A 205-nucleotide genomic window follows, 5' to 3' on the forward strand; every position below is an offset into this window, starting at 1 on the left:
CGGCATGGTAGGGTAGTGCCTCGTGCGAATTATTGTTGCTGATTGCTCTGCCGAATATTCCGGTCGTTTGAACGCGTCCCTGCCGCTTGCCAAGCGGGTGCTGCTGATCAAAGCCGACAACAGCCTGCTGATCTTCTCGGAATTGGGTTCCTACAAACCGCTCAATTGGATGGCCGCGCCGTGCACGCTCAGGGACATCACGCCG

The 205-nt window shown here is 57.6% G+C and carries 1 pseudogene; it reads left to right on the forward strand.

Features of this window, described 5'->3' with window-relative positions:
- Positions 1 to 22: 22 nt before the first annotated feature.
- A pseudogene (locus tag B3C64_RS02425) lies at positions 23 to 205 on the forward strand (endonuclease NucS domain-containing protein); the annotation flags it as partial.

Source organism: Bifidobacterium sp. UBA6881, from assembly GCA_002451435.1.
Taxonomy (GTDB): Bacteria; Actinomycetota; Actinomycetes; order Actinomycetales; family Bifidobacteriaceae; genus Bifidobacterium.